This window comes from Acinetobacter sp. ACNIH3 (assembly GCF_002918965.1).
GTDB classification, from domain to species: Bacteria; Pseudomonadota; Gammaproteobacteria; order Pseudomonadales; family Moraxellaceae; genus Acinetobacter; species Acinetobacter schindleri.
Genome location: NZ_PQLP01000037.1, coordinates 21,392 through 28,311 on the forward strand (window position 1 = coordinate 21,392; position 6,920 = coordinate 28,311).

At 43.8% G+C, this 6,920-nt stretch carries 6 protein-coding genes; 5 read left to right on the plus strand and 1 reads right to left on the minus strand.

What is annotated here, in order from left to right; translation table 11 throughout:
- The first annotated feature begins 180 nt into the window (after positions 1-180).
- The 5 genes from C3420_RS12950 (at position 181) to C3420_RS12970 (ending at position 5,514) form a co-directional block, all read left to right on the plus strand.
- Positions 181-2,025: an ABC transporter ATP-binding protein gene (locus tag C3420_RS12950; protein ID WP_103800088.1), complete on the plus strand. Its 1,845-nt coding sequence runs from the start codon at positions 181-183 to the stop codon at positions 2,023-2,025.
- Between the two features lie 3 nt (positions 2,026-2,028).
- The gene (locus C3420_RS12955; RefSeq protein WP_103800089.1) at positions 2,029-2,478 is read left to right on the plus strand and encodes a MaoC family dehydratase; all 450 of its coding nucleotides are present in this window, start codon (positions 2,029-2,031) and stop codon (positions 2,476-2,478) included.
- 152 nt (positions 2,479-2,630) lie between these two features.
- Positions 2,631-3,659, plus strand: a complete 1,029-nt coding sequence (locus C3420_RS12960) for an AraC family transcriptional regulator (RefSeq protein WP_103800090.1) — start codon at positions 2,631-2,633, stop codon at positions 3,657-3,659.
- A gap of 71 nt (positions 3,660-3,730) precedes the next feature.
- Complete coding sequence (gene gcvH, locus C3420_RS12965) at positions 3,731-4,105, plus strand: glycine cleavage system protein GcvH (protein WP_103800091.1); 375 nt, start codon at positions 3,731-3,733, stop codon at positions 4,103-4,105.
- A gap of 230 nt (positions 4,106-4,335) precedes the next feature.
- Positions 4,336-5,514, plus strand: coding sequence for an MFS transporter (locus tag C3420_RS12970; protein ID WP_071320718.1), 1,179 nt, complete (start codon positions 4,336-4,338; stop codon positions 5,512-5,514).
- Positions 5,515-5,571: 57 nt separating this feature from the next.
- Here the strand turns inward: C3420_RS12970 and C3420_RS12975 are convergent, their stop codons facing one another.
- Positions 5,572-6,777, minus strand: coding sequence for a PilT/PilU family type 4a pilus ATPase (locus C3420_RS12975; protein ID WP_103800092.1), 1,206 nt, complete (start codon positions 6,775-6,777; stop codon positions 5,572-5,574).
- Positions 6,778-6,920: the final 143 nt, after the last annotated feature.

The following is a 6,920-nucleotide window of genomic DNA, read 5'->3' on the forward strand; positions in this document are numbered from 1 at the left end:
CATCAATGTCTTTTTAAATTTTTTATTTACCTGAAATCAACTTTTTCAGGTTTTAAGCTTTGCAACCTAAAGTTTGATTTAGTTAATCATTTTGTGGCAATTTCACCTTAATTCAGCCTTATAAAAACAGAATCCTTTATAATCCGTGAAAAGCAAAATGCATGAGAAAAGAGCACACTAATGTTTCGATGGCTTGAACGGCTGGTAGATCCCTATCCCACCAAAAATCTGAACCAACCCTTGCCCACCAGTTTTTTCCCTTTTGTCTGGCAAGCGGCTTATGGCGTACGCCGTTATCTGTTGATTCTTGTCCTTTGTACTGCCGGTGCAGCCAGTTTCGAGGCCTTGCTGTATGCTAAAATTGGCGATCTGGTCAATTGGCTCAGCCAAAGTCAGCCAGACACCTTTTTGGAGCAACATGCCACTAACCTGACTTTACTCACTGTAGTCCTGCTGGCCAATATCTTCTTTGCCAGTGCGCAATCCTTGATCAAGCACCAGATTTTATACAGTAATTTCCCGATGCGTTTGCGCTGGCGTTTTCATAATCTGCTGCTCAAGCAAAGCCTGGATTTCTTCCACAATGACTTTGCCGGTCGTTTATCTGCCAAGGTCATGCAGACCTCACTGGCGATCCGTGAATTCTGGGTCATTCTCGGTGATATGCTGGCCTATGTAGTGATTTATTTCATTACCATTAACATCGTACTCGGTTCAATTTCTGCTTATCTGATTATTCCACTGATGGTATGGCTGCTACTGTTTATCTGTGCTGCCAGCTATTTTATTCCCCGTCTCAGCAAAATCTCGCATGAACAGGCCGATGCCCGTGCGGTAATGACTGGCCGTGTGACCGATGCTTATACCAATATTCAGACCGTTAAACTTTTTGCTCATGCAGGCCGTGAAAGCCATTATGCCAAAGCATCCATGCAAGAGTTTATGGTGACGGTTTATAAACAGATGCGACTGGGGGCCCAGTATGAAATCAGTATTTTACTGCTGAGCCTCGTACTCTATGGCGGTGTATTAGGGACAGCGATCTGGTTATGGATGGAAGGTCGGGCTCAGCTCGGCATTATTGCTGCAACTACGGCGATGGTACTGAAATTGAACAGTATTGCCGAATTCCTGATGTGGCAAACCTCGCAATTGTTTGAAAATGTCGGAACCATTCAGGACGGCATGGGAACTCTGGGTAAATCAATTTCGATTCAGGACAAGCCGGATGCCAAAGAACTGGAACTGAGACAGGGTGAAATCAAATTTGATAATGTTTGCTTTGCCTATAATGACAAAAACGTGATTGATGGTTTGAACCTGACCATACGACCGGGTGAAAAAATCGGTGTGGTGGGTCGTTCTGGTGCCGGTAAGTCTACCCTGATTCAGCTATTGCTGAATTTCTATCGTATTGACCAAGGTCGTATTTTAATCGATGGACAAAATATTGAAGATGTGACTCAAGATAGCCTGCGCAAGAATATTGCCATGGTGACACAGGACACTTCACTGCTACATCGTAGTGTGGCTGAAAACATCAAATATGGTCGTCCGAATGCGACGGATGAAGAAATGTTTGAGGCGGTGCGTAAAGCTGAGGCAGAGGAATTCATTCCGCAACTAAGCGATATGCGCGGTAAGCGTGGTTATGATGCCTATGTCGGTGAGCGTGGCGTCAAGCTGTCTGGTGGTCAGCGTCAGCGTATTGCGATTGCCCGTGTCTTTCTGAAAGATGCACCTATTCTGATTCTGGATGAAGCAACCAGTGCACTGGATTCAGAAGTTGAAGCGGCAATTCAGAGCAGTCTGGATGAGCTGATGAAAGGTAAAACTGTGATTGCGATTGCTCACCGTCTTTCTACTATTGCGCAAATGGACCGGTTGATTGTGCTGGATCAGGGTAAGATTGTTGAACAAGGCACACATGATGAACTGGTGGCATTGAATGGAATTTATGCGCATCTATGGCAACGTCAGACTGGCGGATTTTTAATAGAACACGACACAAAAGAACAAGGATAGAACATGTTATATCTGGAAGACCTGCAGATTGGTGATGAGTTTAAAAGTCGTTCTTACCGCATGAGTAAGGACGAAATTCTAAAGTTTGCTCATGCCTATGATCCGCAAACGTTTCATGTCGATGCGGAACAGGCCGAACAGCATCCGATCTTCCGGGGTCTGGCCGCCAGTGGCTGGCATACTGCTGCGGTGGTCATGCGTTTATGGACCGAATGTTTCCCGGTTGCTTATGGTCTGATTGGGGCGGATTCGCATGTGCGTTGGCCCTGCCCGACCCGCCCTGATGATGAAATCCGGGTGATTGTGACCATCACTGATATTCAACCTTCCAAACGCAAACCTGATCGTGGCATCGTTCGCTATGAAACCCAAGCCTTGAACCAGCAAGATCAGGTTCTGTTTAATTCAACCACAAATATTCTGGTATTTAAGCGAGAATTTACAGCAGTTTAGTTTGATTTTTACCCACATTTCAGGCTAATCTGCTTGAAGTGTTTGGGTAAGGCTCAGCATTTTGTCCAACAATTTTAAAGATAAAACTGGCTAGTTCATGCCAATATGGGCACATAAATAGAAAAAATTTGACTGAGTGCAACGGATCGCGCATGAAGATAATTGTTCCACGCCAAGACCAAGGCATCCCGGGTGTTTATGGTCTTTTGCTTCTCGACGTTATCTCCCGCTGGGGCTATAACGATGAGTCGCTATTCAAACCTTTTGGGCTAACCAGCGAACAGCTGGCAGATCCTGAGTTCCGAATTCCAACTGCCATTGCCAATGATATGGTTAAACACGCACTCAAGCTGACGGGTGAACCAACCTTGGGCTATCACCTCGGCACACAGATGCGTATTTCCATTCATGGCTTTATTGGCTATGCCATCATGACGGCAAACAATATTACCGAAGCTTTGGTGCTGGCCAACCGTTTTATTCAGTTGCGTTTGCCCTTCCTGCAACTGTTCTTCTCGACCTTTGGGGTCAAGGCCACAGTACAGCTACAAACTGACATTCAGATGGAACCGCTGCGTACTGAAATTTCAATCGCCCTGATGATTGGTCTGATCAGTATGGCTAAAGCCATTACCGGGATCAGGGATGCAACCGGAGAAGTCGACTTCGATTTTAAAAAGCCGGAAGGCTTTGAACGCTTTATGGCGAAGTTTCCCACGCATCAGTTCCGTTTTGAACAGCCACATCTGCTACTCAGCTTTGATAAAAGTTATTTAATGAACAAGCTGGTACATGCCGATCCAATTGCCAGCCAGATTGCGATTAACCAGTGTGAAGCAGAACTATCTGCATTAGGTGAACGACATCGTATTGCCATGCGTGTACGGGATATTCTGACCAATTCAGAACAGCATTATTTGAGTATTGAAGCCGTCGCAGACCGCTTACATATGTCCGATCGTACCCTGAAACGTCAGTTGGCCGCCGAAGGAACGTCTTTCTCGACGTTGGTCGATGAAGTGCGTTATCGTCATGCGACTTCCCTGCTTTCACGAACCGATTTTACTCTGGAACAGATTGCCGATGAGCTCGGTTATAGTGATGTCGCCAACTTCAGTCGTGCCTTTAAACGCTGGAGTGGTCGTAGTCCAAGCAACTGGCGTAAAGATCCATACCTATAAGCCTTTTGTTTTGCAGCAAAAGAATGTATAAATCATGTCAAAATGAACCTAAGCGATTTAAGGAGTTATCAATGAATCATCCTTCAGAATTAAAGTACGCAAGTACACATGAATGGGTACGCATTGAGGGTGATCTTGTGGTGACCGGTATTTCTGACCATGCACAGGATGCTTTAGGTGACCTGGTCTATGTTGAAGCACCAGATCTTGATTCACATGTAACCGCAGGTCAGCAAGCAGGTATTGTTGAATCTGTAAAAACTGCGTCAGATATCCATGCGCCTGTTTCTGGTATCGTTGTTGAAATTAACCCGGCACTGGAAGATGATCCGGATTTCATTAATGATGACCCGTATGGCAAAGGCTGGATTTACAAAATCAAGCCAGATAATATCGCGGATGTCGAAAAACTGCTCAGCAATACTGAATATGAAGCAGGCCTTTAATTTAACCTGTTTTAAGAATCAGCCTGCGGGCTGATTTTTTTATACCTAAATTTTTAAGACCTTTTACATACTAAAATGACCCCACATTTGTCGGTTTTTATTGTATTATTCACATAATCTCCCATATAGTCATCGTGACGCGCTTCGATGCTGAACATCGCATTCAGCATACTCCATAAAAAAAATATTGCTTTTGGCCTAGCGTCTCACATTAAAACTTCAGGACAACCATGAATGCAACTACAATGCCGCTGTGGACGAAGCCCTTTTTGCTTTGTCTGGCAAATAATATGTTTTTGTTTATTTTTTATTTTGCACAAACCACAATTCTGCCGATTTATATCCTGAAAGAACTTGGTGGCAGCGTAACACAGGCCGGTTTAACCCTGACGCTGTTCATGGTTTCAGCTATTGTGATCCGCCCATTTAGTGGCTTGATTATAGAAAAATTAGGACAGCGTCGTACTCTCATCATCTCGGCAACCATGTTCTGTTTAATCGCTTTTGGCTATTTATTTATTAGCAACATGACCAGTTTATATGTGCTGCGATTAATGCATGGGGTCTGGTTTAGTATCCTCACTACCGTTTGTGTTCCTGTGGTAAACCAGTTTATTCCAGACAGTCGTCGTGGCGAAGGCATGGGTTATTATGCCATGTCAGTAAATCTCGGGATTGTACTCGGCCCCCTCATTGGCTTGGGTCTTATTCCATATTTAAGCTATACCATGGTGACTGCTGTACTCGTCGCGATGATATTTATAGGTTATATCTTCTGTTTTTTGATTCCAGTGCAGGAAGTCAAACAACCTGTCAGTGAAGCTGAAAAGACCAAACTTGGCTTAAGTGATTTTATTGAGAAAAAATCCCTGACCGTTGCCTTAATGGTCATGATGATTTCCTTCTCATATGCCAGCATCATGTCCTTTATTGCCCCCTTTGCCAGTTCAATTCATCTGATGCAGTACGCAGGCTTATTCTTTGTGGTTTTTGCCATTTCCATGATGAGCCTACGCCCGATTACTGGCAAAATTTATGACCGTAAAGGTCCACAATATGTAATTTATCCTGCGGTTCTTACCTTTAGTCTGGGGCTATTGGTTTTAAGTCAGATTCATACCCTGACTGGATTTATGCTGGCAGCCGTACTGATCGGATTGGGTTTTGGCAGTGCTCAACCTTGCTTGCAAACTCTCGCCATTCAACGTGCTCCCAAGCATCGGATTGGCTATGCTACTTCGACTTTCTATACCTGCTACGACATCGGCATTGCCATTGGCTCATTAGTCGTTGGGATGATGATTACCAAGCAAAGCTTCAGCTTCGCCTTTATTATTTGTGCCGCTCTAACAGCCCTGAGCCTACTGTATTTTAAATTCGTGGTTCAACGTACAACTGTTATAGCTTAATCCAGCAATAAAAAACCGACCTTATTTCATGTCGGTTTTTTACTTAGCCTCTCAGATTTATAAGCTTTGTTCTGTGCTACTGGTATCTTCATCCGTTTCATTGTCCGGCTTTTTCTCTTCCACCATGCTAAATGCGGTGGCCGTATTATTCATGGCTGGATTAGCACGCGTACTTTTCAGTTTGATTTGCAGACGAAGTTCATTGGTCGAATCAGCATTACGCAATGCTTCTTCATAAGAAATCGCACCTTCATTATAAAGATCAAATAATGCCTGATCAAAGGTCTGCATACCAAGTTCACGTGATTTACCCATAATTGCTTTTAATTCATGGAAATCACCTTTCAGAATAAGATCTGATACCAATGGTGTATTCAGCATAATTTCGACCGCGGCACGACGCCCCTTGCCATCTTCAGTACGGACCAAACGCTGAGAGACAATCGCTTTCATATTGGAAGACAGATCCATCAATAACTGATTACGGCGTTCTTCCGGGAAGAAGTTAATAATCCGGTCGAGCGTCTGGTTGGCATTGTTGGAATGTAGCGTCCCCAGACAGAGATGCCCTGTTTCGGCAAAGGCAATTGCATGTTCCATGGTTTCCGTATCCCGGATTTCACCAATCAGAATCACATCGGGTGCCTGACGCAAGGTATTTTTTAAGGCATTATGCCAGGAATGGCTATCTACACCGACCTCGCGATGGGTGATCATTGACTTCTTATGTTTATGTACATATTCCACCGGGTCTTCTACGGTAATGATATGGCCTGCTGAGTTTTCATTACGATAATCAATCATCGCAGCAAGCGAAGTCGACTTACCTGAACCTGTACCGCCCACGACGAGTACCAGACCGCGCTTTTCCATAATCACATGCTTGAGTGACTCTGGTAATTTTAACTTCTGGAAATTCGGAATTTCTGCAGTGATGGTCCGGATCACCATGCCGACATTGAGCTGCTGCTGGAACACGTTGACACGGAAACGTGAAACGCCCGGTACAGTAATGGCAAAGTTACATTCTAGTTCTGCTTCATATTCTTTACGCTGCTTTTCGTTCATCAGTGCATAGGCAAACAGTTTGGTTTTTTCTGGGGTGAGTTCCTGTTGCCCAAAAGGTTTCATTAATCCTTGATGTTTGATACTCGGAGGAAAGTCTGCGGTAATGAACAAGTCTGAACCACCATATTCAACGACCTTGGTCAGCATATGATGCATAAACTTACGTGCTTCTTCTAATAACTCTGCCGTAAACATATTTTCCTCTGTAATGCACAATGGTATAAATCTTCAAAAAAAGACTCATATCAATATATTTTGATTTTATTGTGCAGCGTTTTTTCAAAAGGCTCAAACACATTTGATTTATAAAGATAATTTTTTTAAATAATTCTGTGACC